The 25,152-nt window shown below is 45.0% G+C and carries 21 protein-coding genes and 1 tRNA gene; 11 read left to right on the top strand and 11 right to left on the bottom strand.

The features are described 5' to 3' along the window. Positions 1 to 10: 10 nt before the first annotated feature. The 5 genes from ACED60_RS07170 to rpsU form a co-directional block, all read right to left on the bottom strand. Positions 11 to 86: transfer RNA gene (locus ACED60_RS07170), tRNA-Ile, on the bottom strand. A 163-nt stretch (positions 87 to 249) separates the two neighbouring features. After that, positions 250 to 2,094, bottom strand: coding sequence for an RNA polymerase sigma factor RpoD (gene rpoD, locus ACED60_RS07165; protein ID WP_009847799.1), 1,845 nt, complete (start codon positions 2,092 to 2,094; stop codon positions 250 to 252). Between the two features lie 99 nt (positions 2,095 to 2,193). Continuing rightward, positions 2,194 to 3,945: a DNA primase gene (gene dnaG, locus ACED60_RS07160; RefSeq protein ID WP_012603181.1), complete on the bottom strand. Its 1,752-nt coding sequence runs from the start codon at positions 3,943 to 3,945 to the stop codon at positions 2,194 to 2,196. Between the two features lie 119 nt (positions 3,946 to 4,064). After that, positions 4,065 to 4,508: a GatB/YqeY domain-containing protein gene (locus ACED60_RS07155; protein ID WP_371727209.1), complete on the bottom strand. Its 444-nt coding sequence runs from the start codon at positions 4,506 to 4,508 to the stop codon at positions 4,065 to 4,067. A gap of 25 nt (positions 4,509 to 4,533) precedes the next feature. Further along, positions 4,534 to 4,749: a 30S ribosomal protein S21 gene (gene rpsU, locus ACED60_RS07150; RefSeq protein WP_004396009.1), complete on the bottom strand. Its 216-nt coding sequence runs from the start codon at positions 4,747 to 4,749 to the stop codon at positions 4,534 to 4,536. 258 nt (positions 4,750 to 5,007) lie between these two features. On the opposite strand from rpsU, the gene tsaD reads away from it, so the two are divergent. Beyond that, on the top strand, positions 5,008 to 6,024 hold the full coding sequence (gene tsaD / locus ACED60_RS07145; protein WP_009847795.1) for a tRNA (adenosine(37)-N6)-threonylcarbamoyltransferase complex transferase subunit TsaD: 1,017 nt from the start codon (positions 5,008 to 5,010) through the stop codon (positions 6,022 to 6,024). A 124-nt stretch (positions 6,025 to 6,148) separates the two neighbouring features. Then, positions 6,149 to 6,964 (top strand): alpha/beta fold hydrolase, encoded by an 816-nt coding sequence (locus ACED60_RS07140; protein ID WP_371727208.1) that lies wholly within the window; start codon positions 6,149 to 6,151, stop codon positions 6,962 to 6,964. A gap of 91 nt (positions 6,965 to 7,055) precedes the next feature. On the opposite strand, the gene plsY is transcribed toward ACED60_RS07140, so the two are convergent. Then, positions 7,056 to 7,652, bottom strand: a complete 597-nt coding sequence (plsY, locus tag ACED60_RS07135; RefSeq protein WP_009847793.1) for a glycerol-3-phosphate 1-O-acyltransferase PlsY — start codon at positions 7,650 to 7,652, stop codon at positions 7,056 to 7,058. 138 nt (positions 7,653 to 7,790) lie between these two features. Between plsY and folB the strand changes: the two genes are divergently transcribed. Genes folB through ACED60_RS07120 form a run of 3 tightly spaced genes read left to right on the top strand, consistent with a single transcriptional unit; the run spans position 7,791 to position 9,447 of the window. Further along, positions 7,791 to 8,150, top strand: a complete 360-nt coding sequence (folB, locus tag ACED60_RS07130; protein ID WP_004735969.1) for a dihydroneopterin aldolase — start codon at positions 7,791 to 7,793, stop codon at positions 8,148 to 8,150. After that, positions 8,147 to 8,629, top strand: coding sequence for a 2-amino-4-hydroxy-6-hydroxymethyldihydropteridine diphosphokinase (gene folK / locus ACED60_RS07125; protein ID WP_009847792.1), 483 nt, complete (start codon positions 8,147 to 8,149; stop codon positions 8,627 to 8,629). The genes folB and folK overlap by 4 nt, the downstream gene beginning before the upstream one ends. A 14-nt stretch (positions 8,630 to 8,643) precedes the next feature. Then, positions 8,644 to 9,447 (top strand): undecaprenyl-diphosphate phosphatase, encoded by an 804-nt coding sequence (locus tag ACED60_RS07120; protein WP_004735967.1) that lies wholly within the window; start codon positions 8,644 to 8,646, stop codon positions 9,445 to 9,447. Positions 9,448 to 9,547: 100 nt separating this feature from the next. Here the strand turns inward: ACED60_RS07120 and ACED60_RS07115 are convergent, their stop codons facing one another. Continuing rightward, complete coding sequence (locus ACED60_RS07115) at positions 9,548 to 10,864, bottom strand: multifunctional CCA addition/repair protein (RefSeq protein WP_009847790.1); 1,317 nt, start codon at positions 10,862 to 10,864, stop codon at positions 9,548 to 9,550. Between the two features lie 36 nt (positions 10,865 to 10,900). On the opposite strand from ACED60_RS07115, the gene ACED60_RS07110 reads away from it, so the two are divergent. Further along, the gene (locus tag ACED60_RS07110; RefSeq protein ID WP_371727207.1) at positions 10,901 to 12,589 is read left to right on the top strand and encodes an AAA family ATPase; all 1,689 of its coding nucleotides are present in this window, start codon (positions 10,901 to 10,903) and stop codon (positions 12,587 to 12,589) included. After that, positions 12,589 to 13,515, top strand: coding sequence for a general secretion pathway protein GspB (locus ACED60_RS07105; RefSeq protein ID WP_371727206.1), 927 nt, complete (start codon positions 12,589 to 12,591; stop codon positions 13,513 to 13,515). The genes ACED60_RS07110 and ACED60_RS07105 overlap by 1 nt, the downstream gene beginning before the upstream one ends. A 130-nt stretch (positions 13,516 to 13,645) precedes the next feature. Here ACED60_RS07105 and ACED60_RS07100 read toward each other — a convergent pair whose 3' ends face one another. From ACED60_RS07100 to ACED60_RS07090, 3 genes are all read right to left on the bottom strand, one after another. Continuing rightward, positions 13,646 to 14,257: a TIGR04211 family SH3 domain-containing protein gene (locus tag ACED60_RS07100; protein ID WP_017098289.1), complete on the bottom strand. Its 612-nt coding sequence runs from the start codon at positions 14,255 to 14,257 to the stop codon at positions 13,646 to 13,648. Positions 14,258 to 14,462: 205 nt separating this feature from the next. Continuing rightward, a complete protein-coding gene (locus ACED60_RS07095; RefSeq protein ID WP_012603189.1) occupies positions 14,463 to 15,725 on the bottom strand; it encodes an inorganic phosphate transporter in 1,263 nt (420 codons plus the stop codon). A 128-nt stretch (positions 15,726 to 15,853) separates the two neighbouring features. After that, entirely contained in the window at positions 15,854 to 16,534 is a 681-nt protein-coding gene (locus tag ACED60_RS07090; protein ID WP_029223984.1) for a TIGR00153 family protein, read from the bottom strand. A 207-nt stretch (positions 16,535 to 16,741) separates the two neighbouring features. On the opposite strand from ACED60_RS07090, the gene ACED60_RS07085 reads away from it, so the two are divergent. Continuing rightward, entirely contained in the window at positions 16,742 to 18,259 is a 1,518-nt protein-coding gene (locus tag ACED60_RS07085) for a CYTH domain-containing protein (protein ID WP_371727205.1), read from the top strand. A gap of 39 nt (positions 18,260 to 18,298) precedes the next feature. On the opposite strand, the gene ACED60_RS07080 is transcribed toward ACED60_RS07085, so the two are convergent. After that, positions 18,299 to 19,048: a potassium channel family protein gene (locus ACED60_RS07080; RefSeq protein ID WP_009848974.1), complete on the bottom strand. Its 750-nt coding sequence runs from the start codon at positions 19,046 to 19,048 to the stop codon at positions 18,299 to 18,301. 97 nt (positions 19,049 to 19,145) lie between these two features. On the opposite strand from ACED60_RS07080, the gene ACED60_RS07075 reads away from it, so the two are divergent. The 3 genes from ACED60_RS07075 to hldE all read left to right on the top strand — a co-directional run bounded on the left by ACED60_RS07075 (position 19,146) and on the right by hldE (position 25,102). Continuing rightward, positions 19,146 to 20,402: a methyl-accepting chemotaxis protein gene (locus ACED60_RS07075; RefSeq protein WP_009848975.1), complete on the top strand. Its 1,257-nt coding sequence runs from the start codon at positions 19,146 to 19,148 to the stop codon at positions 20,400 to 20,402. 254 nt (positions 20,403 to 20,656) lie between these two features. After that, the gene (gene glnE, locus ACED60_RS07070) at positions 20,657 to 23,506 is read left to right on the top strand and encodes a bifunctional [glutamate--ammonia ligase]-adenylyl-L-tyrosine phosphorylase/[glutamate--ammonia-ligase] adenylyltransferase (protein WP_371727204.1); all 2,850 of its coding nucleotides are present in this window, start codon (positions 20,657 to 20,659) and stop codon (positions 23,504 to 23,506) included. A 165-nt stretch (positions 23,507 to 23,671) separates the two neighbouring features. Beyond that, positions 23,672 to 25,102: a bifunctional D-glycero-beta-D-manno-heptose-7-phosphate kinase/D-glycero-beta-D-manno-heptose 1-phosphate adenylyltransferase HldE gene (gene hldE / locus ACED60_RS07065; protein WP_065680187.1), complete on the top strand. Its 1,431-nt coding sequence runs from the start codon at positions 23,672 to 23,674 to the stop codon at positions 25,100 to 25,102. Positions 25,103 to 25,152 lie beyond the last annotated feature (50 nt).

Here is a 25,152-nt window from a genome sequence, read left to right as displayed (position 1 = left end):
TATCGGAATTTGGTGGCCCCTCCCAGATTTGAACTGGGGACCGAACGATTATGAGTCGTGCGCTCTAACCACTGAGCTAAGGGGCCGTAGGGCATAGATTATAGGGGAAGCATTCATTGGTGTCTAGACACTATGAGGGGCAATTCCGCTTACATCTTAGCCACTTAAATCATATAGGCACAAAAAAGGTGAGCCAACGCTCACCTTTTTTATTTTATGCTTAAAAGCTAACCACACTAAAGTGTGTAATTACTCGTCTAGGAAGCTACGCAGAGTTTCTGAGCGGCTTGGGTGACGAAGTTTACGCAGTGCTTTTGCTTCGATCTGACGGATACGTTCACGAGTAACGTCGAACTGCTTACCCACTTCTTCTAGAGTGTGGTCAGTGTTCATGTCGATACCGAAACGCATACGCAGTACTTTCGCTTCACGAGGCGTTAGGCCTGCAAGAACGTCTTTAGTTGCGCCGCGCAGGCTTGTTGCCGTTGCAGAGTCTAAAGGCAGTTCTAGCGTTGTATCCTCGATGAAATCACCTAGGTGCGAATCTTCGTCGTCACCGATTGGTGTCTCCATTGAGATAGGCTCTTTAGCGATTTTCAGTACTTTACGGATCTTGTCTTCAGGCATTTGCATGCGCTCAGCCAACTCTTCCGGAAGTGGTTCACGACCCATCTCTTGTAGCATTTGACGAGAGATACGGTTTAGTTTGTTGATCGTTTCGATCATGTGAACCGGAATACGGATAGTACGAGCTTGGTCGGCAATCGAACGAGTGATTGCTTGACGGATCCACCACGTAGCGTAAGTAGAGAACTTGTAACCACGACGGTATTCAAACTTATCTACTGCTTTCATCAGACCGATGTTACCTTCTTGGATTAGATCCAGGAATTGTAGACCACGGTTTGTGTACTTCTTAGCAATCGAGATTACTAGACGTAAGTTCGCTTCAACCATCTCTTTCTTAGCACGACGAGCTTTCGCTTCACCGATAGACATACGACGGCTGATATCTTTAATGCTTTGAACAGTAAGAGACGTTTCACGTTCGATTATATCCAGCTTTTGGATAGAACGACGGATGTCGTGTTCGTTACGTTTGATCTTTTCAGCGTATGGTTTGTCTGAAGCAAGAACTTCGTCCAACCATGCTTCGCTAGATTCATTACCAGTAAATAGAGCAATGAAAGATTTCTTCGGCATTTTGCCGTACTCAACCGTTTGACGCATGATTAGGCGTTCTTGAGTACGTACGCGATCCATTGAAGTACGCAGTTCGTTTACTAGGTAATCGAACTGTTTTGGCGTTAGACGGAACTCTTTGAATACGTCTTGCATCATTGTCGTTGCAAGTGTGGCTTTCGGACTTTCATGGCCGTATTCATTGATTGCGAGTTGACGGTTTTGGTAGCTAGTGCGAAGTGCTGTGAACTTCTCAAGAGCAAGCTCAGGATCAATACCTGTATCTTCCTCTTCTTCTTCCTCGTCGTCTTCTGCTTCTTCTTTGTCTTCGTCTTCTAGATCAGTTTTAGCAAGTTCTGAACCGATGTGAGTCGCCGTTGGCGCAGCTGTGCCATCGTCGTCTGGGTCAACAAAGCCATTGATTAGATCTGTTAAACGAATCTCTTCAGCGAGTACGCGGTCAAACTGTTCCAAGATGTATGGAATAGTGCCTGGGTACTCAGCTACAGATAATTGAACAGTATTGATACCATCTTCAATACGCTTCGCAATGTCGATTTCGCCTTCACGAGTCAGTAGTTCAACTGTACCCATTTCACGCATGTACATACGAACTGGGTCAGTTGTACGGCCAATCTCGCTTTCTACGCTTGACAGCGCAGCAGCAGCAGCTTCAGCTGCATCTTCATCTATATTGGCATCGTCATCATTAAGTGCTAGATCATCAGCGTCAGGTGCAGTTTCTACTACCTTGATACCCATGTCATTGATCATTTGAATGATGTCTTCTACCTGTTCAGAATCCACGATTTCTGCAGGTAGGTGGTCGTTTACTTCGGCGTAGGTCAGATAGCCTTGTTCCTTGCCTTTAATAACAAGTAATTTTAGCTGTGACTGCGGATTTTGATCCATAGATGATATCCAACTTCAGGTCTGGTGAAGGACGTTGCATTCTCAAATGCAAACCAATTATGTTAACAAATTTATTAAATGCTGACTAATCAAACAGGGTTACGCTTTTAGATCTAGCATTAAAGCTAGTAGCTCCCTTTTTTCTTCGGCTGATAAACCGACACTTCTTGCTTTGGCCTGCAGGTTTTCAATTTGTTTTTCAACGCACTGGGCAAGGATATTGTCCAATGAGTCTAAAAATATGTCTTCTTGATTGTCTTCGTCGAGGGGGATTTCCCAGCTCGCGAGACGAGACAGAAGCGCCTCATGTTTATTGTGTCGCCAATGCTCTAATAATTGGCCTGTGTTGATATGGGGATGCGCGTGGCATTTATCAAGTACTTCGACGAATAAACTTAGTCCAGGCAACTGTAAGCCTTTGACACTTGATAAATCCGGTACCATATCAGCATAGCTCGGATTTTGGATAAGCAAAGCGATAACTTCTCGCATTGGAGTGCGTTTCAGTTCTTTATGCGGTTGAGGTGTCGGGTTCTTAGTATGAACACGAGCTCGTCTCAGTTGGTTATCAAAACCAGTACGCTCATCCAATAATTTCTCGAGCAGTTCTTGGAAATAACTGTCAGGGATTTTGTTAATCAAGGCGCTTGCGTGTGCTCGCAGTGCCGACTTCCCTTCCGTTGTTCCCAAGTTCAACTTGTGTATCTCAATAAGATTATCGAACAAGTAAGTAGAAAGCGGTGTCGCATTGTGGACGAGCTGTTCGAAAGCAGCCTGACCGTGTTCTCTAATATAGCTGTCTGGGTCTTCACCGTCTGGCAAGAACAGAAACTTGAGCGTGTTACCTGTTTTCAGGTATTCAAGTGCATTTTCGAGTGCGCGCCACGCCGCTTCTTTACCTGCTCGGTCACCGTCGTAACAACAAACCACTGTGCTGGTTTGGCGGAACAACATTTGAACGTGGTCACCGGTTGTCGAGGTGCCCAGTGATGCCACTGAGTAATCAACACCATATTGCGCTAATGCCACGACATCCATGTAACCTTCAACCACAAGTATTTGCGGCGGTTCACGGTAGGCTTGCAGCACTTCATAAAGGCCGTAAAGCTCTTTGCCTTTATGGAAGATAGGCGTTTCTGGTGAGTTCAGGTATTTCGGTGTGCCGTCTTCTAAGACACGACCACCAAACCCGATCACTCGGCCTCGACGGTCACGAATCGGGAACATCACGCGTCCACGGAATCGATCGTATCGGTTGCCTTTATCGTTTTCTATCAACATGCCGCCAGTAACGAGCATGTCTTGGGCTTCTTTTTGTTGGCCAAAGTTCTTACGAACCAAGTCCCATTCATCAGCGACGTAGCCAATGCCAAACTTCTGTACGATTTCACCAGAAAGACCGCGATTTTTTAGGTAATCAATCGCAGGTTTGTTAGCTGAAATTTTCAGCTGAGAGCGGTAAAAATTACTGATGCCGCCCATCAAATCGTAGAGGTTACGTTTTTGTTCGCTGTTGGCTCTTGGCGCCGTAGATATTTCACCGCTGCGCTGTTCTCTAGGAACATCAAGTCCTAAAAATGAGGCCAGCTCTTCAATCGCTTCAACAAAATCGAGACGTTCGAACTCCATAATGAAGTCGATAGCATTGCCGTGTACGCCACAACCAAAGCAGTGATAAAACTGTTTTTCTTGGCTTACGCTGAAAGAAGGGGTCTTTTCGTTGTGAAATGGGCAACAAGCACCATAGTTTTTGCCTTTTTTCTTAAGTTTCACGCGTGCGTCCACAATATCGACAATGTCGAGACGCGCTAGGAGATCATCGATGAAACTACGCGGGATGTGTCCTGCCATAAAACCTTAGAAAAATGCACTAACTGAGAGTGTGGATAATAATAGTTTGAATAGGTTACAGATACAAACAAGCCGTGCGTTCCGAAGGATTGCACGGCTTGTTGCAATTTGATTTGGGATTAAGCGAGTTTAGAACGAACTAAACCACTAACTTCACCCATATCTGCACGCCCTTGAATTTGTGGTTTCAAGATAGCCATTACTTTACCCATGTCTTGCATGCCCGCAGGTTGAGCTTCTGCAATTGCGCTATCAAGTAGTGCAATAACTTCTTCTTCAGTTAGCGGTTGAGGCATAAAGCCTTCAAGTACCGTAATTTCTGCTTTTTCCACGTCAGCAAGATCTTGACGATTTGCCGATTCATATTGAGCAACAGAATCGCGACGTTGCTTAACCATTTTAACTAATATAGCAATAATGTCGTCGTCGTTCAGAGTGTTCCGTTCGTCAACTTCACGTTGCTTAATTGCTGAAAGAGCTAAGCGGATAGTGCCAAGGCGCGGTTTGTCCTTGGCTTTCATCGCTAATTTTTGCTCTTCTTTGAGTTGTTCAATAAGAGCCATAACTCAGTCCTTATGGATTAAGTTATTAGTACAGACGAACGCGACGTGCGTTTTCGCGAGCTAGCTTTTTAGCGTGACGCTTTTGAGCTGCTGCTTTAGCGCGTTTGCGAACTGTAGTTGGCTTTTCGTAATGCTCACGACGACGCACTTCAGAAAGGATACCTGCTTTTTCACAAGAGCGCTTGAAACGACGTAGTGCAACGTCGAACGGTTCGTTTTCACGTACTTTAACTATTGGCATATGCCTTTCACCTCAGGGGTTATTCATTATCGCTGGTTATTCAGTACCAAATCAGAGAAGTTACCCATCGAGCTAACTCTCTATTCGCGTTTGGTCATTAACCAGCTTGATCAAAAATGGTGCGGAATTTTAATCCGATCACAGTGGCTTTGTAAAGCACTTTGTCGATTATAGTCTGTACAATATTTGTTTGAAGAGCTTAGGCAGGGTAATATTGCGCTAATTTCCCATTTTAGACGAAAGCGTGCCGAGAAAATTATGCGCATTATTGGTATTGAAACCTCTTGTGATGAAACAGGAATCGCAATTTATGATGATGAGCAAGGGCTGCTTTCTCATCAGTTATACAGCCAAGTAAAGCTGCACGCCGATTACGGTGGTGTGGTACCTGAGCTAGCGTCGCGTGACCACGTAAAAAAAACCATTCCACTGATTAAAGCGGCATTGGCAGAAGCGAACCTAACGTCGAAAGATATTGATGGCGTGGCTTACACGGCTGGCCCTGGTTTGGTTGGTGCATTGCTTGTGGGCGCAACGATTGGTCGCAGTATTGCCTATGCGTGGGGCGTGCCTGCTGTGCCAGTGCACCATATGGAAGGTCACCTTCTTGCGCCAATGCTAGAAGATAATCCTCCACCATTCCCATTTGTTGCTCTGCTGGTGTCTGGCGGTCATACCATGATGGTAGAAGTGAAAGGCATTGGTGAATACCGAATTCTTGGTGAATCGATTGATGATGCGGCGGGTGAAGCGTTTGATAAAACCGCGAAGCTAATGGGCTTAGATTACCCAGGTGGTCCACTGCTATCTCGACTCGCAGAAAAAGGCACGCCAGGTCGTTTTAAGTTCCCACGTCCAATGACCGATCGTCCGGGTCTAGATATGAGCTTTTCGGGCTTGAAAACGTTCGCGGCAAATACCATTCGTGCTAATGACAATGATGACCAAACTCGTGCTGACATCGCTTATGCGTTCCAAGAAGCGGTTTGTGCGACCTTGGTAATCAAGTGTAAGCGTGCGTTGGTAGAGACGGGTATGAAACGTATCGTGATTGCTGGCGGTGTGAGTGCCAACAAACAACTACGAGTTGAGCTTGAAGCATTAGCCAAGAAAATCGGTGGAGAGGTGTACTACCCACGCACTGAGTTCTGTACAGATAACGGTGCGATGATCGCTTATGCGGGCATGCAGCGCCTGAAGAATGGTGAAACGGCTGATTTATCTGTCCATGCCACACCGCGTTGGCCAATTGACCAGCTAGAGCCGATTGTTTAATCATAACCAATCGCCAAATAAACCATAGTATTTCGATAAACGGTCGCTGAGTGCGGCCGTTTTTATATCCTAGCTTACCGACTGTATGTCGATAAATAATTGCTGATAGAGATTAGGGAAGAAAATGAACAAGTTCACAGTAGACAATCAATCGATGGCGTACCTAGATGAAGGTCAAGGCCCTGTTGTTGTATTAGGCCACAGCTACCTTTGGGACAGTGCAATGTGGCAGCCACAGATCGAGGCTCTAAAAGCTCAGTATCGCTGTATTGTTCCAGAGCTTTGGTCTCATGGTGAATCACAAGCCGCGCCGAGCTCGATGCGCAACTTAAAAGATTACGCTCAACACATTTTGGATCTACTTGATCATTTAGAAATCGAAGAATTTTCCGTAGTAGGTTTATCGGTTGGCGGTATGTGGGGAACCGAGTTAGCGGAACTTGCACCTGCACGTATTAAATCTTTAGTTCTAATGGATACCTTTGTTGGTTTAGAACCAGAAGTTGCTCATGCTAAATACTTCAGCATGTTAGACACCATTACTCAAACCAAGATGGTTCCTCAACCGATTGTTGAAGCGGTTGTTCCATTGTTCTTTGCAAATGATGCTCAAACAAACACGCCAACTTTAGTGGAAGGCTTTACTCAGAAATTATCGGCTCTTAAGGGTGAGAACGCTGAAGAAGTGGCTCGAATCGGTCGAATGGTCTTTGGACGTCGCGATATGATTGAAGCAGTAGAGAGCTTTGTACTGCCAGTTTTGATCGCTGTAGGGCAAGAAGACAAACCACGTCCGGCACTTGAGTCATACCTAATGAACGATTGTATTACGGGCAGTGAGTTAGTGGTGATTCCTGATGCTGGTCATATTAGTTCGCTAGAGCAACCAGAGTTTGTGAACACAATGCTGAAGACGTTTTTAGATAAACATCTGCTGTAAGCTTTAGATATTGAATAGTATTGCTCGACAGAGATTTACGTTGGTTTAAACGTATCTCAATTTAAAAATGGATCGGCTTAGACATGACAGTTTAAGCCGATTTTTTTTGCCCGAGTTTTGGTTCGCTGCCATCGAGTAGGCGGCGGATATTCTGATGGTGACGTAGGACGATCAAACAACACAACATGGCCACAGGCAGTGTGTATTGAGGTTTGACTAACCAAGCGTAGAAAGGTGCGAGCAACACAGTAACCAGTGCAGCTAAAGAAGAATAACGAAACAAAAATGCCACAACTAACCAGGTCGCCATGATCATGCCCGTTAGATCGAATCCAATTGGGGCGATAGCTCCGAGTGCGGTTGCGACGCCTTTACCACCTTTAAAGTGGAAGAATATTGGATACATATGACCAAGGCAGGCTGCGATCGCCACAACACCTAAAATGATGGGATCGATCTTGAGGTAGTAGCCAAGCCAAACAGGAATGGTGCCTTTAAGCATGTCACAAAGCAGGACGGCCGCAGCGGCGCCTTTGCCACCCACGCGAAGCACATTGGTGGCTCCGGGGTTATTGGACCCCACAGTTCTTGGGTCAGGAAGTCTTAAGACTCGGCATATCAAGACCGCACTAGAGATTGAACCTAGTAAATAGGCAGCAATAATCATGATGAGTGCCAATGGGGTCATGTTTTTCCTTAAACAGTTATAAACCTAACGATGGGAAAATAATGCTCAATCTAAGAGTAATTGATATCATATCTGGAATTACGCAAATAATACGTTTTTTTCCCCGGTATGGGTATCCGACCTCTAAAAGGACAAGTCATGGCACTGGATAAAGTTTTCATTGAACAGCTAGAAGTAATTACAACGATCGGTGTTTACGATTGGGAACAAGAGATTAAACAAAAACTTGTGCTTGATATTGAAATGGCTCATGACAATCGCCCAGCAGGTAAGAGTGATGATGTTGTCGATGCTTTGGATTACTCGACAGTCAGCACTGCCGTACTTGACCACATTGCGAATGGCCGATTCCTATTGGTTGAGCGTGTGGCAGAAGAAGTCGCTGAATTGATTATGACTCAGTTCTCAGTGCCTTGGATTAAAATTCGTCTAGCGAAGCCTGGCGCAGTACCACAAGCAAAAGCCGTGGGTGTGATCATCGAAAGAGGTCAAGCATGACAATAGCCTATGTTGGTGTTGGCACGAACATAGACCGCGACAAGCATGCAAGGGTGGCATGGACAGAGCTTCAATCATTAGGGACTAACCTTAAATGCTCTAAGATCTATCACTGTGAGCCTGTGGGGTTTAAAAGCCACTCGTTTTATAACTTTGTGGTTGAGATCGATACATCACTCTCATTGACTGAATTTTCACAGCACCTCCGTGAAATTGAGTTTAAATGGGGTCGCCCTCAAGATGCCCATAAGCTTCAAGATCGAAAGCTCGATCTTGATATTGTGCTGTTTGGAGAGGTGGTTTCTGAGAGCGAGCCAGAATTACCACGCAGTGATATCTATAAATATTCTTTTGTAACACAACCACTTTATGATCTCTGTCCTGCGAGAGTGATCCCGCAAGATGGAAGAACCGTCAGTGAAATATGGCAGAATATGCAGCAATTAGACACACTCTCTGTTGTAGATATGAAACTATAATTTGAAGGCAAGTAATGAGTTATTTTGAAGCGTTTATGTTGGCGTTGGTGCAAGGCTTTACTGAGTTTTTACCTATTTCCAGTTCTGCACACTTAATCCTTCCTTCTGCTGTTTTAGGTTGGGAAGATCAAGGCTTGGCTTTTGATGTGGCTGTCCATGTCGGTACTTTGGCAGCCGTGGTTATCTATTTCCGTAAAGAAGTGGTCTCTCTGTTGAGCGCATTCTTTGGTTCAGTGTTTAAAGGCGATCGCAGTAAAGAAGCGAAGTTAGCGTGGATGATCATTCTCGCGACGATTCCTGCGTGTATCTTTGGTTTGTTGATGAAAGATATTGTTGAGCTTTACTTGCGCAGTGCATGGGTGATAGCGACGACCACCATTATCTTTGGTCTGTTGCTATGGTGGGTGGATAAGAACTCAAGCCTGCGTGATGACGAATACCAAGCGGGTTGGAAAAAGGCGCTGTTTATTGGTCTTGCTCAAGCAATGGCGATCATCCCAGGTACGTCTCGCTCTGGCGCAACGATTACCGCAGCACTTTACCTTGGTTTCACACGTGAAGCGGCGGCTCGATTCTCTTTCTTGATGTCTATCCCAATCATCACTCTGGCTGGTGGTTATTTGGGCCTGAAGTTAGTGACCAGTGGTGATCCAATCCATGTTGGTACTTTGCTAACGGGAATCGTGGTTTCTTTCATTAGTGCTTATATCTGTATTCACTTCTTCTTGAAGCTTATCTCTCGTATGGGTATGACGCCGTTTGTTATTTACCGCTTGATTTTAGGTTTTGGTCTATTCGCTTTCTTGATGATGCAGTAGCGCTCGACTTACGAAGACACATGTATGGTCCTACAGATTGAAACGGAAAAACCCGCCTAATAGCGGTTTTTTTGATACGTGTTTATCAATCTTCTAATGCTTAATTATCAGCGAGTTCAGATAGGGCCCTTTCAATTGCGACCGCTCTGCGTTTTTCTTGTTCTTCTCGAATATATTTACCTTGAAAACCATCGGCAATAATCGATTTCACTTCGACTTGAAGCGCTGCTTGGTAAGCCACTTCAAAACGCGCTTTCTGAGGGTAAGGCTGATCTTCTAATCCTTTTCGGCCTGCGTGATCGGCCTGGCAGCAAAGCAGTATATCGTCGAGTCTATCTGGCTTACGCCAAACATCGAATTTGTTGAGAACCTTGAGGAAGGTGGTTGGCTTTAGCTCGCCTGCACGGTGGATATTGGAATGCTGTTCGCACACTAACAGTGCGAGGTCTCTGAATTCATTGGGCACTCTGACTCTTTCACACAGCTTCTTAATGATTTTTAAGCCTGTATGGCAATGCATTTTGTGGCTTGGCCACTCGCTTTCTGGCGTGACGCCTTTACCTAAATCATGTACTTGAGCGGCAAAGCGTACTGGCAATGACTGGCTTAAGAGTGCTGCTTGTTTAGCCACCATCAGAGTGTGAATGCCCGTGTCGATCTCAGGGTGCCATTTTTCAGGTTGAGGCACACCAAATAGAGCGTCAATTTCAGGCAACACAACAGCTAATGCGCCACACTCTTTCAGTATAGAAAGGAACACTTCAGGGTGCGGAGTACTAAGAGATTTATGCCACTCCTGCCAAACTCGTTCGGCAGTGAGGTGTGCCAGTTCACCTGATTGCACTATCTCACTCATCATCACCATGGTTTCAGATGCAACCGTAAAGTTGAGATGATGGAGTTTGGCGGCGAAGCGAGCCACACGCAGCACACGAAGAGGATCTTCAACAAAGGCATCCGAGACGTGCCTTAGAATACGATCAGAGAGATCTTTTTGGCCATGGTAAGGATCGTAAAGTTGGCCATTGTCATCTTGAGCGATGGCGTTGATCGTTAGATCTCGACGCATGAGATCTTCTTCCAAACTCACATCTGGTGCAAAGTAACATTCGAAACCTGTATAACCCGAACCGGATTTTTTCTCAGTGCGAGCCAGTGCGTGCTCTTCTTTGGTTTTTGGATGTAAGAATACAGGGAAATCTTTCCCGACAGCAGTAAAGCCAAGGCTTTCCATCTCTTGAGGGGTACTTCCTACCACGACCCAATCTCTATCATAACTATCAATATTGAGCAGCTTATCGCGTACCGCTCCACCGACTAGATAGCGCTGTAGCCCATTGTCTTTTGGTAGGCTATCGTATATTTGCAACTTATCACCTCGAAATGTTTTATCACTGCTGGACTTTACTGCGAGCAATGGTACTTTCCATTAATCGTAATTATAGGGCAGCACATGTATAAGGAATATTTTGGCTTCGTTGAGATGCCATTTTCGATTGTACCAAATTCTCGCTATTTGTTTTTGAGTCAGCGTCACCAAGAAGCGATGCAGAACCTACAAGCCGGTTTAGGCGAAGGTGGGGGCTTCGCGATGCTTACTGGTGAAGTGGGTACTGGGAAAACAACGGTCGCCAAAGCGATGTTGTCATCACTCGATAATCAGACTCAAGCTGGCCTTATACTCAACCCTACGTTTTCCAATACGGATTTACTAGAAGCTATCTGTGATGAGTTTGAGGTGGAATACCCTGAACAAGCATCGCTCAAACAGCTCAGCCAAGCGATTCATTATTTTTTGTTGGATAGCCATGCAGAAGGTATTCAAACCTTATTGGTGATCGATGAGGCACAACACCTTGCTGCTGACGTATTGGAGCAGCTACGCCTTCTAACCAATCTAGAAACAGACAGTCGTAAGTTGTTAAAAGTACTGTTGGTCGGCCAACCGGAATTACAACAGCACTTACAAACCACTCAATTACGTCAGCTAGCTCAGCGCATTACAGGTCGCTATCACTTACTGCCTCTTAATACTGAAGAAACTGGCAAGTACATCGCGTTTCGTTTGGAAACGGCGGGTGGCGAGCAGATGCTGTTTTCGAATCGTTCAATCAAGCTGATCGCCCAATATACTCATGGTATTCCAAGGCTCATTAACTTGGTGTGTGATAAAGCCCTGCAATTGGCTTTTCATGATGGTGAGCCATTACCGAACAATGAAACGGTTAATCGAGCGTGTCAGCAGGTCATGTCCTTTCAGGCCGATGTGTATCACGTCGAGAAAACTCGTGCTACTCATGTAGTTCCAAAATTAATCCAATACGCGGGGATTGCCACATTAAGTGTCGGCCTTGTAATCGCGACCTTTAACTTCGCCCCAACCTATATTAGTTCATGGATGCCTGCGGATACTTCCAGTGAAGTGAAAACGGAAGTAGCGGCGAATACTCAACGCTCATTTGTGGCTGAAGCACCGATATTGGATGATAAATCTATATCGGTTCAAGATCTCAAGGCTTCGAAGTTTGCACTACCACAAGATGTTCAGAATCACTTAAGGCAAGGGAATAATCAAACGCTTGCAATTAGGGACCTATACACGCTTTGGGGGTATGAATCTTCGCTTCGTGATTGGCTATGTTTGAGTGAACAACAAAGTGTATTTGTATGTGAGCAACATCAAGCCAATTTAGAATATTTGATTGAACTTGGAGTTCCCGTGGTTCTTAATCTGGAATTAGGTCAAGAACCTGTGTTTGCTGTACTTTATGGCGCGTCTGAGGAGTCTGTTGAGCTCCTAGTCAACGAAAAGCTATTGGTGATGCCTAAGCGCACCTTAAAGCAAATTTGGCAAGGTGATTATGTCGCGATTTGGAAACAGCCGCTAAGAGAGACCCTGAAAGAGGGCTATCAAGGTGAGGCGGTTGCTTTACTTGATCTATTGCTTTCAGAAGTCTTGGGTGAAGACGTATCGGGCAGTGATGTATTTGACTATGAATTGAAAATGAAAATCGAAGCGTTTCAAACTTGGCAGGGTATGTCTGTTGATGGCATCGCAGGTAAGCGCACCTTAGCAAGGTTGCAGAGATTAGCTCAACTCGACTCGCCTAAGTTGATGTCATTAGAAGGAGGCGAAAGCTAATGTCACGTATTATGCACGAGCTTAAACAGTCTTCTAATAATAAACCTAGTTTTAAAGGTTACCAAAACCATCACGTGCCTAGTTCTGCTAGAGGGATTAGCAACAAACGAGGTTCATCGTTAACAATGGGACTGATCCTTGTCTTGGTGCCTTCTTTATTGGTGGGCGGCGTTCTGGCTTACCAGTCGCATAATCAACAGCAGCAGCAAGGCTCGGCTAGCCCCGTAGCTCTGCCTGAATCAAAGCTTCAATCAGACCTTGAGCCTCACATTGCCAGTGCCAGTGTGGATGCAGTGTCAGTGGATGCAGACGATGAAGCATTATTCTCTGTTCGCTCGGCACCGGTAAGCCAGCTTTTGAAAGCACTACCGCGTCAAGAGATACATGCAAAGATGGGCACCGACATCGGTAATATCGCTAGTGACTCAAAAGCGATATTGGCAAATGTAGATACTAGTAATCAAGCAGCAACGAATTTAGAGCCATTATCTATTGAACCGTCAGTTCAACCTGGAACGAATAATGATAATGCCACGCTGCAATCGGACCGTGATTTACTGAAAGGGTTAGACCTCACCGAGTTGTCACCCGATTTAGCGTTGAAGCTTGAATCAATGATGGGAGAGCAGTCGGTTTCATCTGAACCGATGGATTCTAGACCTGTGGGGAATATGGATTCTCAGGTCATCGATTTAGAAACACATGGCAATAGATTGTCTGGTGTATTACCTAAGTTAGACTTACAAACTCACATGTACTCGAGTAGCGAAACTAAGCGTTGGGTAAAAGTGAATGGACATGAAGTTGCTCAAGGGGAATGGATCGAGCGGGGTATTCAGTTGCTTGAGATTAAACCACAATCGGTAATCATTGAATTCAATCAGCAGAAAATAGAAATCCCAGCTTTGTATGAGTGGAAAGGTTAGTACTATCGATATTACTTACTGTGATTGATGTTAGCGCTGTGACTTGAATGATAAATCCAGACAAATAAAAAGGAGCACCTCGGTGCTCCTTTTTGATATTCGATACTGAACCTACTAGCAAATGCGAGGCTTACGCCCAGCCGTTTGGTGACTTTCTACGACGAGGCATGATGTGTGGCAGAACAAGGCCAAGAAGTAGACCAATACCAGCAACACCACCACCGTACATGAAGTACTTCAATAGTAAGTCATCTTTTTGAGTATCTAGCTTAGCGCGTAGTTGACGGTTCTCAGTTTGAGAGCTCGTTAGCTGTTGGCTAATCTCACTGTAGTTCTGCTCTAGTTCAGCAATCTGTTTGTTGCGAGAGTCTAGAGAGCTTGCGAGACCTGCTTTTTCGCTGTCAGCACTTTGGCGAGCATTCGCCAGTTTGCCTTTTACTTCAGAGAGTTCTTTCTCTAGCTTAGGCATGCGCAGCGCCATACTTTCTTTTGTGCTTACGAACTTACTCTCAACCCAACCTTTACGTCCTCGGCTATCTTGAACCTGAGTGTAACCCGTGCTCTTGTTAGTTTGCAGGTAGGTGATTTTCTCGCCGGCATCAATACTACCTATGATACGGAAAGTATTGTTTGGGCCAGAGTGCATATAAGTAAATAGTTTGTCAGCAATATAACGGTCTTGAGCAAAGGCAGCTGGAGCCGCAAGCATTGCGAACAAAACTAAGCTAATCAGTTTTTTCACAGTAAATCCTTTAACGATTCAAATTGAGTAGGCGTATGAGTCAGCCTCAATGAGCAAATAATATTTAGTTTTTTTATATGGTGCAACAAAGAAGGGAGGCAAAGCCTCCCTTTCTGTGCGTTTGAGTCAATAATGACATGGTATTTACATATCTTTACTGAAGCTCACCGTTTTCTGACGCTAATATTGACTAGCGTCAGGGCTATTACATAGTAAACATAGCCTGAATTGCGTAGAAGAATACAACAGCAAGTAGAGCACCTGCAGGTAACGTCACAATCCAAGAAGCTACGATGTTACGTACAACGCCTAGGTTTAAAGCTGCGATACCACGAGCAAAGCCTACACCTAATACCGCACCAACCAATGTTTGCGTGGTTGAAATCGGAAGGCCAGTACCAGAAGCAAGTACAACCGTACACGCGGTCGCTAGTTGAGCTGCAAAGCCACGGCTAGGAGTTAGTTCTGTAATACCAGTACCAACGGTTGCCATTACTTTATGACCCATTGTTGCAAGACCAACAACGATACCAATACCACCTAGTGGAAGAATCCACCATGCGATAGTGCTCTTACCTGAGATTTCACCCATGTGCTCAACCGTTGAAACAACAGCAGACAGTGGACCAATCGCGTTCGCAACGTCGTTTGAACCGTGTGCGAATGCCATTGCACAAGCTGTGATAACCATTAGTACGCTGAAGATACCTTCTACGCCAGTAAAACCGTGGTCTTCTTCGCGGTTAGCAAACTTCTTCTGAATGTATAAGTAACCGCCAATCATGACGACAGCAGAAACACCTGCAGCCCATAACCATGCTTCAGTACCGGTTAGATGAAGGCCTACGTGCTTAAGACCTTTCTTGATCGTTACAAGTGCAATGACCATTGTAGTAATGAACATGTATACCGGTACAAAACGCTTCGCATTGAATAGCGGGTTTTCTGTATCGAATATCAGTCGCTGGGCACTGACAAATATGAGATAGGCGAAGATACCGGAAATCAATGGTGTGACAATCCAACTTCCCACAATGCCTTGGACACTGTTCCAATCTACAGCTTCAGTACCCACAGACACACAAGCAAAACCGATGATTGCACCGATGATTGAGTGAGTCGTTGATACTGGCCAGCCCATGTATGAAGCTAGAAGTAGCCATGTACCAGCAGCTAGTAGTGCAGACATCATACCGTACACAAGTACGTCAGGTTGATCTGCAAACAGAGATGTTTCGATAACACCTTTACGGATCGTGTCTGTTACTTCGCCGCCCGCAAGGTAAGCACCTGCGAATTCAAAGATCATTGCGATAATGATCGCTTGTTTAACGGTTAGAGCTTTAGAGCCTACTGAAGTGCCCATTGCGTTCGCAACGTCATTTGCACCAATACCAATAGCCATCAAGAAACCGAAAGCTGCTGCAACAATAATCAGGACAGTGCCGTAGTTAGCAAGGATATCCATCGTAATACCTAGTTGTTTGATAACAAGCGGAACAAATTTAGACGCAAAAAACCGCTCAGCGAGAGAAATACTCAGCGCATAAGTGGTTTGTTCAAAAAATGCTCTTCGTTATATAGTTAACGTATGATTTAAGATCGAGAAAGCATTACTTCAAGACGAGCGCCTACACGCTGTGCTTGATCTGCAATACCACCAACCCATTCAAGAATTTTGTATAAGAACATGATATCAACTGGATTCAGACCATCTTCAATCGCCATTAGTTGTTGGCGTAGTTCGATCTGCATCGCGTCCGTGTCATCTTCAATTACATCTAATTGATGAATCATTTCAGCAACGAGTGTTACTTCACGGCCTTTAAAGCCCGTTTCAAGTAATTCGTCTAGTTCATTGATTACGTTTTGTGCTTGGTTCGCTGCATCTAGACAACGTTTAACGTAAGCGATGAAGTTTTCTTGCATAGGAGCAGGAATGACAAGTTGACGACCATATACACGGCCAGCAATGTCTTTCGCTAGGTTTGCTAGTTTGTCTTGTTGAGTTAATAGCTCCAACATATCGGTGCGATCAACTGGCATAAACAAACCGCGAGGAAGTTTAAGGCGAATTTCACGTTTTAGTACGTCAGCTTCTTTCTCAAGGTGAGAAATTTGAGCTCGAATTTCTGATGCTTTCTCCCAGTCACCTTTTGAAGAAACTTCAAAGAAATTAACTAGGTGAGAACAACATTCGTTCACGCATACTACGTGACGCTGCAAAGGTTTAATTGGGGACTTTGCAAATAACCCCATAATTGTATTTACTGGCATGGTCATCCAACCTAATAAATAATAACCTTAAAACAACATACACCATATTCATGGTGAAATGTTAAGCGATGGCTACAAAGTCGCGCATGTTAACCTAATCAATGTCTCATTAAAACTGTTTTAGATCATCATAAGGGCGATATTTCTGACTTGCTGAGTTTTCAAATTGGCAATATCCTGTCCCTATCTTCACAGAAAGGTATAACTATGGAAAACGAGATAGAACTGAAGTTTTTTGTTTCTCCTGATTTTTCAGAGACTTTACGCAATAAAATTGCTGAAACTAAAGTACTTCAGCACAGTTGTCGTGAGCTAGGTAACATCTACTTTGACACCCCCGATAACTGGTTACGTAAGCACGATACTGGCTTGCGCATTCGACGCTTTGATGACGTATTTGTACAAACCGTAAAGACGGCTGGTCGTGTGGTTGCAGGCCTGCATCAAAGGCCTGAATACAATGCAGAACATGACAGCAATGAACCTAAGCTAGCCCTACATCCAGAGGACACCTGGCCAGCGGGCAAAGACATCGAAACGCTGGAAGCTGAGTTGACTCCTCTATTTTCTACCAACTTCACACGTGAGCAGTGGTTGATTGGTATGCCTGATGGCAGTCAAGTCGAGGTCGCATTCGATCAAGGTTTTGTTGAATCAGGCGAACTGCAAGAACCGATTTGTGAAGTCGAATTGGAACTTAAGTCCGGTCAAACAGATGCTCTGTTTACACTGTCTCGTCAATTCTGTGAACAAGGTGGCATGCGTTTAGGTAATCTAAGCAAAGCCGCTAAGGGTTACCGCCTTGCTCAAGGTTATCAAGGAGATGAAGTCACTCCTTTGACCTTAGTTGATACTGCTAAAAGTGATACTGTTGAATCGTGTTTCATTCAATCTTTAGAGCATGCTCTCGCTCATTGGCATTATCATGAGCAGATCTTCACCGAGCGCCAATCCATTGAAGCGTTACATGAGATCAGTCACTCGCTGAGTTTTATTCGTCAAACCTTCACCATCTATGGTGGCATTGTCCCAAGACGCGCGAGTGCCATTTTACGCCAAGAGCTTAAGTGGCTTGAGCAAGAACTCGACTGGCTAAAAAGCTATGACCACTTCGAAGATTTGCTCGAAGATAAAGGCCACGTACTGCGTAAATTGGATGCGCGTAAGTTTTTGGTCGCTGAACTTAAAGAGATGCAAGAGCAACTTCCCGATCGCGAAGAACTGCTTACCTTGTTGAGCTCTGCTCGTTACACTGGTTTGTTGCTAGATCTGAGTCGCTGGATCTTGTCTCGTGGCTGGCAACCATTCTTAGACGAAAAAGCACGTGAACAAATGGCACGTGGTATCGAATGGTTTTCGGTTAAGCAACTCGATCGCACATGGGCCGACTTGATGGAAGCTTTCCCGCCAGAGCGAGTGATGACTAGCCAAGCGTATATTGAACAGCAATATCGTTTGATGAGAAACCTATATTCTGGTGTTGGTTTCGCGAGTTTGTATGATGACGATGAACGAAACAGTTTCCGCTTGCCATGGGCCGATATGGTGCAAGGTATTGACGATTTGCTGGCACTTAAAACATTAGAGCCTTTGACTGAGAAGTTAGAAGGCGATGAGAAGGTTCAGCTAGAGCGTTGGTTAGCTCGTCAAGAGGTGTCTATTCTGCATGCGATGGAACAGACACGCCAAATAAGTGTAGAAGTTGAGCCGTATTGGCAAGACTGAGTTTCATAACAACATGAAATTGAAAATAGGGCTTCGGCCCTATTTTTTTGTTTGTTGTTCCAGCTTTTCTAGTCGTTCGAGAATTTTCTGTTGTTGCTCAATGATCTTCTCAAGGTGCTTCTCTTTGTTTTCAGCTCGTTGATTGTCATGGCGAGTTGGAGAGGTGATCAAAGAAGTAATCAACCCTGAAATCATACCAAAAACACCCACACCACAAATGATCACCAGAGAAGCGACTAACTTGCCTGAGCTCGTCACTGGATAATAATCGCCGTACCCCACGGTACTAATCGTTACGAAAGCCCACCATAAAGCATCTTGGCCAGTGGTAATGTTGGCATTGGGATCCTTGTGCTCTAGCAGCAGTATTGTTCCTGCACCTATGGTCAGGAGAATAACCAATAGCAAAATAATTGAGGCGAGTGTCGTTTCTTTTCGATTGCTAAACAGCTCCCTGAAAACACGTTTTCCTGACCGAAGAACGAGAATCACGCGCAAGATCTGAAAAATGCGAGCGAATCGAAGTGGCTCGACCATAGGGATGCTTGCCAAGAAATCGATCCAGTGTACTTTTAGATATTCTTTCTTATTTTGTGATCTGAATAGATCAATAGTGAGCTGAAAAAGAAAAACGCTACAGATTATAAAGTCCAGGCCGATAAGAACTTGTTTCGATTCTTTATCAATCGGTGCAAACAATAAGCCTGAGATCACAAATAACGCTAAGAAAGAGAGAATCAGTGATAATAAGCTCATCGGCTTAGTGGTGTCTTTGATACTATTTAACATTCATACGAGGCTCAAAATAAATCGCGAACTTTGACTGACATAGCCATCTCGCGGATATAGAAGCCATCAATATATAAGAGTTAATGGAGAACTGACAATGACTAAACTGTCATTCAAGCCGTGGGAAAGGATTATCTCGGACATCCGTCTCGTTCCAAAAATGATCATGCTGATGGTTTTCAGCACTATCTTGATTATTTCGAAGCAGCTATGGGACGCAAGTGCGTTTTACGATTCATTACTTGCAGTCACTAACAATGCACAAGTTGCACAGCAGCATTACGAGACTTACCTAGTTCAAGTGGCTTGGCAAACAGCCTTGATGATCATTGTGTTTGTGGTTCTTCTATTGGCGGCAGCGCGCGTTATGCTTCGCCAAACTCAATACCTCAATGACGCCATTAAAACGATGGCCGATAAGAACCTATCAGTGCCAATTCATATGGATTGTAAAGATGAATACGGTGATGTGGCACGAGAACTCGAAAAAACTCGAGTCCAGTTGAGTGACATGATCAAAACTCAGGTGGCCTCTTCTGATGAGTTGTTTGCCCTGACGGAAGTGATGACCATCAGCATGTCCGAAACCAAAGATTCAGCTCAGGAAGAATTTAACGAAATCGACCAACTAGCGACAGCAATGAGCGAGATGACGTCTACTGTGCAAACCGTGGCTGAGCACGCGCAAAGTGCTTCTTCTCTTACTGAGCAAGCATCAGGTCAAGCACTAACAGGTCAGAAGTTCGTTCAAGGTTCTGTTTCTAAGATGAGTGAGCTTTCTTCGGACATCGCAGCCTCTGCAGCAGCGGTAAACCAAGTAGAAGAGCGCGTAGACTCGATTGGCAGTGTGGTTGGTACTATCCAAGGCATTTCAGAGCAAACCAACCTATTGGCTTTGAACGCAGCGATTGAAGCCGCGCGTGCAGGTGAAGCGGGGCGTGGTTTTGCGGTTGTTGCCGATGAGGTTCGTAACCTTGCGCAACGTACTCAGCAAGCGACAGTAGAAATTCAAGATATGATCAGCCATCTACAAAGCAGTGCTAACTCGGCTGTAGAGCTGATGGAAAAGAGTGTTGTTGAAGCGGCTGAAGGCGTAGACCTAGTGACTAACGCTGGTTCTGAGCTTGATGGCATCGTAAGTCAGGTAAACCAGATTAATGATATGAACTTCCAGATCGCGACTGCTGCGGGCCAACAAACTAGTGTGGCGGAAGAGATGAGTGTCAACTTGACCAATGTTCGTGAGCTTGTTGAAGCCTCCGTAGTGGTGGTGGGTGAGCTTCTCGAGACTTCTGAGATCATGGAAAGCAACGCACAAGAGCTAGACGGTAAGATTAAGCAGTTTAAGGTTTAATCCCCTGTTCTCGGTCTTGAGCTCTAGTTCGCAAGATCTATAGGTCTATTCCTAGAGGTTTGGCCACGGAGACTTGTTATTAGAGATAAAGGCTTTGCTTGATAAGTTCACTGATAAAACGCCCACATTGCTAATGCGGGCGTTTTTTATTGGCAGAACTTTGGTATAACTAATCATTAGTTTTTAGAACTCGTTATTGAAGAACCGAACCGACAAACCAATTGTTCGGTGCGCAGCTTACACAAGGAAGAAACATGCCATTGCCTTCTCTACTCGTCACTCATTCCCAGTCTGCTTTTGAGCAATTATTAGAGCATCAAAGTGACGCCATTAACACTTGGCCTGAGTCATTGATTGCCGAGCTCAAGCGTGTATTAGGCTTGAGCTGTTTTGTTGGTGATTGTTTACAGCGTGACTCGATTTTATCCAGCACCTTGCCAGAGATGCTGAGATGTGAAGAGCGCGCGGAAGGGTATCGTAAGCGTTTGGCCGAGTTACTTTCTGGTTGTGCTGATGAAATGAGCGGCCAACGTGTACTGCGTCAATTCCGTAATCGAGAGATGATCTACATTGCTTGGCGTGACTTTATGGGCTCATGGGATCTAGAACAGAGCTTAAATCATTTGTCGATGCTAGCAGAGGCGATGATCTTCGAGACCTATCAATGGCAGTACGATATTTGTTGTAAAGAGTGGGGCACACCTTGTAACGAGCAAGGTGAAGCGCAGCCTATGTTGATCATAGGTATGGGCAAGTTAGGTGGCGGTGAGCTGAATTTCTCTTCCGATATCGATCTAATTTTTACTTACCCTGAGAATGGTGAAACCCAAGGAGCAAGAAGAAGTATCGCCAACGCGCAGTTCTTCACGCGTTTGGGGCAACGTATTATCAAGGCGCTTGATCAGCAAACCTTTGACGGATTCTGTTATCGAGTCGACATGCGCTTGCGTCCATTCGGGGAGAGCGGCCCTTTGGTCATGAGCTATGCTGCTCTTGAAGACTATTACCAAGAACAAGGCCGTGACTGGGAACGCTACGCAATGGTTAAGGCGCGTGTGATGGGCAGCGAAATGTACCCTGAATACCAAGAGCTCCGCCAGATGCTGCGTCCGTTTGTTTTTCGTCGTTATATTGATTTCAGTGCCATTCAATCTTTGCGTCGAATGAAGTCGATGATCAGTAGCGAAGTGCGACGTCGTGGCTTATCAAACAACATTAAGCTTGGCTCTGGTGGTATTCGTGAAGTCGAGTTTATTGCTCAAGTCTTTCAACTGATTCGTGGTGGACGTGAACCGAGCCTTCGTGGTCGAGGTTTGTTGGAGACGCTAAGTGCGATTGAATCTCTTCATTTATTAGAAGCAGAAGAAGTCGGTCACTTACGTGAGGCATACCTGTTTTTACGCCGCCTTGAGAACCTATTACAAGCGATGGCAGACAAGCAAACTCAAACCTTACCTGATGGCGATTTCGAACAGTTGCAACTTGCTGTCGCCATGCAGTTTGCAGATTGGGATGGTTTGATTGATGCGACACGTGCTCATATGGCGAATGTTCACACCGTATTCGAAGACCTAATTGGGGTTGATGAAGATGATGCTAACCCAATCGCGAGTCACTTTAGTGAGTTGTGGGATATGGCTCATAAGCAAGATGTGATTGAGCAGGTTCTAGAGCATGACATCGCGATTGCTAACCCGCAGCAAGCGGCGAAAACCATTATCCAATTCAAAGCTGATTTGGCTAAGAAAACCCTTGGCCCTCGTGGACGTGAAGTACTCAATCGATTAATGCCCAAAGTGTTTCAAGCGCTCTATACCGCCAAGGATGCTGAATTTGGTTTGTCTCGAGTGCTGCATCTGTTGCAAAAAATCGTTACACGCACCACGTATCTTGAGCTATTGGATGAGCACCCCGCTGCCCTCACTCAACTCGTTCGCTTATGTACAGCGAGCCCGATGATCTCGGAGCAGTTGGGTCGTTACCCAATTCTGTTAGATGAACTTATTGATCCGCAGCAACTCTATAACCCCGTGCCTTTAGAGTCTTACAAGACCGAGTTACGTGATTATCTAGCCCGTATTCCTGAAGATGACATGGAACAACAGATGGAGGGGCTGCGTCAGTTTAAGCAGACTTGTATCTTGAGAATTGCAGCCGCTGATATTGCGGGCGTTTTGCCTGTTATGAAGGTAAGCGACCATCTAACCTATTTAGCAGAAGCGATTGTTGAGGCCGGCATTAATCAAGCTTGGTTACAAGTGACAGCCAAGTTTGGGGAGCCTACCCACGTTAAAGATCGTGAAGGCCGTGGCTTCGCCGTGGTTGGTTACGGCAAAGTCGGCGGTTGGGAGCTTGGTTATAACTCCGATCTTGATATTGTGTTCATGCACGATTGCCCGGTACACATCTATACTGATGGTAAAAAAGAGATCGACGGACGCCAATTTTATCTGAGATTGGCGCAGCGCATTATTCATATTTTCTCGACCAGAACTGCTTCTGGTATTTTGTACGAGGTCGACACTCGCTTACGTCCTTCAGGTGTCTCTGGTTTATTGGTGAGTCCAACCGATGCTTTTGACGAGTATCAGCACAATGACGCGTGGACTTGGGAACACCAAGCTTTGACTCGCGCTCGTATGATTTATGGTGATGACTTATTGGCTTCGGCATTTAACAAGACTCGCCATGAGATTTTGTGTTTGACTCGAGATGAAGCTGTACTTAAAAAATCCGTTGTCGATATGCGTGAAAAAATGCGCGGGCACCTCGGTGGAAAAAAAGCCGATCGATTCATGCTGAAACAAGATGCGGGTGGTATCACCGATATTGAGTTTTTGGCGCAATATTTAGTACTTCGATACAGTAATGAAAAACCTAAGTTGACTCGTTGGTGTGACAATGTACGAATCTTTGAAAGTCTGTTGTCACAAGGGATTATGGACGAACAGCAAGGCATGGCATTAACTAGTGCCTATACAGCATTAAGAGATGAAATCCATTACCGCAACCTACTCAACCTTGATGCGGACGTGGCGATTGATAAATTTAAAATGGAAAGGGAACATGTTGTTCAGGCATGGAAGCAATGGATGGAAGCGTAACGGAACTATTTCTTAACGGTTACGTCATTATCATTTAGTGATCGCTTATCGACTTCTTAGCTACTAGAGTATCTATCGAGTTAGGCTTTCACTCATTTTTCTATGGTTTAGCCACTGTAATCAGTGTGCTAGACTCTAGCCAGATTCGATTTTTGGAGATCCACAATGAAACCAATTCTACCTGACTACAGCCAATCAGGCGTTCTTGTTGTCGGTGATGTAATGCTTGACCGTTACTGGTATGGCCCTACTGGCCGTATTTCACCAGAAGCACCTGTGCCCGTTGTTAAAGTAGAAAATAACGAAGAGCGTCCTGGTGGTGCTGCCAACGTAGCAATGAATATTGCCTCGCTTGGTGGTCATGCTCATATCGTTGGTTTAACTGGAAAAGATGAGCCTGCTGAGGTGTTGAAAAATACCTTGGGTGCATTAAAGGTTAAGTGTGATTTTGTTGAGTTAGAAGATTACCCGACCATCACAAAGTTGCGTGTCATGAGCCGTGGACAGCAGTTAATCCGTCTTGATTTTGAAGACAAATTTGAGAACACGGATCCTGAACTTGTTTTATCTCGCATGGAGCAAGCTCTTCCTAATGTACGCTCGGTAATCTTATCTGACTATGCGAAAGGTGCTTTGGAGCATGTGCAGAGCTTTATTCAAAAAGCGCGCGCAGCGAACGTTCCGGTGTTTATTGATCCTAAAGGTGCAGATTTTGAACGCTACCGTGGGGCGACATTACTTACGCCAAACATGGCGGAGTTTGAGCTGGTTGCCGGTAAGGTTAAGTCTGAAGATGAAATGATCGAAAAAGGGCTAGCGTTAATCGAAGAGTTTGATTTTGAAGCCTTGCTAGTGACTCGCAGTGAGCATGGCATGACATTGCTCCGCAAAGGCGTAGAACCATTCCACTTACCGACCCAAGCGAAAGAAGTGTATGACGTTACTGGTGCTGGTGATACGGTTATTTCAGTATTAGCAGCTTCAGTTGCTGCAGGTAAGCCACTTGATGAGGCGTGTGCATTAGCAAATGCTGCAGCTGGCGTGGTAGTCGGCAAGCTAGGTACATCGACGTTGTCTACGATTGAGTTAGCGGAAGCGATTCATGGTAGCCAAGATACTGACTACGGTGTGATCTCTGAAGCTGCCCTAGTTGAAGCGGTGAAACGTGCTCGTGCGAAAGGCGAGAAAGTCGTTATGACTAATGGCTGCTTTGATATCCTGCATGCGGGACATGTCTCTTACATGAACCATGCTGCTGAGTTAGGTGATCGTTTGATCGTTGCTGTGAATACGGATGAATCAGTGAAACGCTTAAAAGGTCCAGGTCGTCCTGTGAACCCAACTGATCGTCGTATGGCGGTACTAGCTGGTTTAGGTGCGGTTGATTGGGTTGTTCCGTTTTCTGAAGATACACCGCAACGTTTGATCTCTGAAGTTCTTCCAAGCATTCTTGTGAAAGGTGGTGATTACAAACCTGAAGAGATTGCTGGTGGTGCGGAAGTGATTGCGGCTGGCGGTGAAGTTAAAGTACTTAACTTTGAAGATGGTTGCTCTACGACTGAAATCATTAAAGCGATTAAAGGTGGTCGAGGCTAACTCTTAGTCTTCTAGCTTTCTCGTCTCAAGGCTTAACCTTTGGGTTAAGC

It is taken from the genome of Vibrio sp. 1F279, assembly GCF_041439815.1.
GTDB classification, from domain to species: Bacteria; Pseudomonadota; Gammaproteobacteria; order Enterobacterales; family Vibrionaceae; genus Vibrio; species Vibrio tasmaniensis_A.
This window is presented reverse-complemented; position numbering and strand designations above follow the sequence as displayed.

What these genes read in the sequence shown, in the direction of transcription:
- rpoD (WP_009847799.1), bottom strand. Translation starts at nt 2,094, where the DNA reads ATGGATCAAAATCCGCAGTCACAGCTAAAATTACTTGTTATTAAAGGC.
- dnaG (WP_012603181.1), bottom strand. Translation starts at nt 3,945, where the DNA reads ATGGCAGGACACATCCCGCGTAGTTTCATCGATGATCTCCTAGCGCGT.
- ACED60_RS07155 (WP_371727209.1), bottom strand. Translation starts at nt 4,508, where the DNA reads ATGGCTCTTATTGAACAACTCAAAGAAGAGCAAAAATTAGCGATGAAA.
- rpsU (WP_004396009.1), bottom strand. Translation starts at nt 4,749, where the DNA reads ATGCCAATAGTTAAAGTACGTGAAAACGAACCGTTCGACGTTGCACTA.
- tsaD (WP_009847795.1), top strand. Translation starts at nt 5,008, where the DNA reads ATGCGCATTATTGGTATTGAAACCTCTTGTGATGAAACAGGAATCGCA.
- ACED60_RS07140 (WP_371727208.1), top strand. Translation starts at nt 6,149, where the DNA reads ATGAACAAGTTCACAGTAGACAATCAATCGATGGCGTACCTAGATGAA.
- plsY (WP_009847793.1), bottom strand. Translation starts at nt 7,652, where the DNA reads ATGACCCCATTGGCACTCATCATGATTATTGCTGCCTATTTACTAGGT.
- folB (WP_004735969.1), top strand. Translation starts at nt 7,791, where the DNA reads ATGGCACTGGATAAAGTTTTCATTGAACAGCTAGAAGTAATTACAACG.
- folK (WP_009847792.1), top strand. Translation starts at nt 8,147, where the DNA reads ATGACAATAGCCTATGTTGGTGTTGGCACGAACATAGACCGCGACAAG.
- ACED60_RS07120 (WP_004735967.1), top strand. Translation starts at nt 8,644, where the DNA reads ATGAGTTATTTTGAAGCGTTTATGTTGGCGTTGGTGCAAGGCTTTACT.
- ACED60_RS07110 (WP_371727207.1), top strand. Translation starts at nt 10,901, where the DNA reads ATGTATAAGGAATATTTTGGCTTCGTTGAGATGCCATTTTCGATTGTA.
- ACED60_RS07105 (WP_371727206.1), top strand. Translation starts at nt 12,589, where the DNA reads ATGTCACGTATTATGCACGAGCTTAAACAGTCTTCTAATAATAAACCT.
- ACED60_RS07095 (WP_012603189.1), bottom strand. Translation starts at nt 15,725, where the DNA reads ATGGATATCCTTGCTAACTACGGCACTGTCCTGATTATTGTTGCAGCA.
- ACED60_RS07090 (WP_029223984.1), bottom strand. Translation starts at nt 16,534, where the DNA reads ATGCCAGTAAATACAATTATGGGGTTATTTGCAAAGTCCCCAATTAAA.
- ACED60_RS07085 (WP_371727205.1), top strand. Translation starts at nt 16,742, where the DNA reads ATGGAAAACGAGATAGAACTGAAGTTTTTTGTTTCTCCTGATTTTTCA.
- ACED60_RS07080 (WP_009848974.1), bottom strand. Translation starts at nt 19,048, where the DNA reads ATGTTAAATAGTATCAAAGACACCACTAAGCCGATGAGCTTATTATCA.
- ACED60_RS07075 (WP_009848975.1), top strand. Translation starts at nt 19,146, where the DNA reads ATGACTAAACTGTCATTCAAGCCGTGGGAAAGGATTATCTCGGACATC.
- glnE (WP_371727204.1), top strand. Translation starts at nt 20,657, where the DNA reads ATGCCATTGCCTTCTCTACTCGTCACTCATTCCCAGTCTGCTTTTGAG.
- hldE (WP_065680187.1), top strand. Translation starts at nt 23,672, where the DNA reads ATGAAACCAATTCTACCTGACTACAGCCAATCAGGCGTTCTTGTTGTC.